This is a genomic window from Massilia sp. CT11-108, assembly GCF_047302915.1.
Classification (GTDB): domain Bacteria; phylum Pseudomonadota; class Gammaproteobacteria; order Burkholderiales; family Burkholderiaceae_D; genus Telluria; species Telluria orientalis.
The window spans coordinates 1-904 of sequence record NZ_JBKYMO010001026.1 but is presented as its reverse complement, the minus strand read 5'-3'; the positions used below and the strand labels follow the sequence as shown (position 1 = coordinate 904).

Genomic DNA, 904 nt, shown 5'->3' with positions numbered 1-904 from the left:
GGTTTGGGCGCTTATTGCCGCCGGGGGGGGGGGGGGCCCCCCGGCCGGGGGGGGTTTTGGGCGCGGGGGCGGGCCGCGCCGCGCGGGGCCCCGGGCGGATGTCGAGCGGGCGGCGCGCGTGCCGGACGTCACGCTGTCCGTGGGCACGCAAAAGGATGACCAGGTGGGCCGGCGCCAGGCCGTCGTCGGCCTGTCCGTGCCGCTGCCCCTGTTCAACCGCAACGAGGATGCCCTGCACGCGGCCTTGCGCCGCACCGACGCGGCGAACGACGAACTGGCTGCGGCCCGGGTCGAGACGGCGGCCGCGCTGACGGCTGCCCACACGCGCTACGCAACGGCGAAACAGGAAGCCCGGCTGCTGCGCGACGACGTCGTGCCGGGCGCGAAGACCGCGTACGAGCAGACGCTGAAAGGATTCGAGTACGGGAAGTTTTCCTTCCTGGACGTGCTCGACGCGCAACGGACGTGGTTCCAGGTGCAGACACGCCACTGGGACAGCCTGGAAACCGCCTGGCGCGCCTGGGCCGACATCGAACGCCTCGCCGGCACCGATCAAGATTGAAGAGAACACCATGACGAAGAAACAGACCCTGGCGATCGCGCTGATGTGCGCGTTCGCCCTCCTCCTGGCCGGACTGATGCTGTTTACGCGCGAGGACTCGGCACCCACGAAAGATGCGCACGGCCACGACGACCGCGGCGCGGAAACAGGCGGCGCAGCGGAAGATGCAGGCGCACGCGGCATCGCGATGACGGCGGCGCAGATCAAGGCGAACGGCATCGCCCTCGACACGGCCGGTCCGGCCACCTTGCGGCAGCGGCTGCACCTGCCCGCGCAAGTCAAAACCGACGCGGAACGCACCGTCGCGCTGGCCGCGCCCGGCGCCACGAGCACGGCCTGCAC

Annotated in this window: 1 protein-coding gene and 1 pseudogene; both read left to right on the top strand. The window is 71.5% G+C overall.

The annotated features are described in order from the left end of the window. A partial coding sequence (locus ACEN88_RS32890; protein WP_413346478.1) for a TolC family protein occupies positions 1–562 on the top strand: 562 nt, incomplete at its 5' end. A 10-nt stretch (positions 563–572) separates the two neighbouring features. After that, positions 573–904 (top strand): annotated as a pseudogene (locus tag ACEN88_RS32885) (hypothetical protein); the annotation flags it as partial.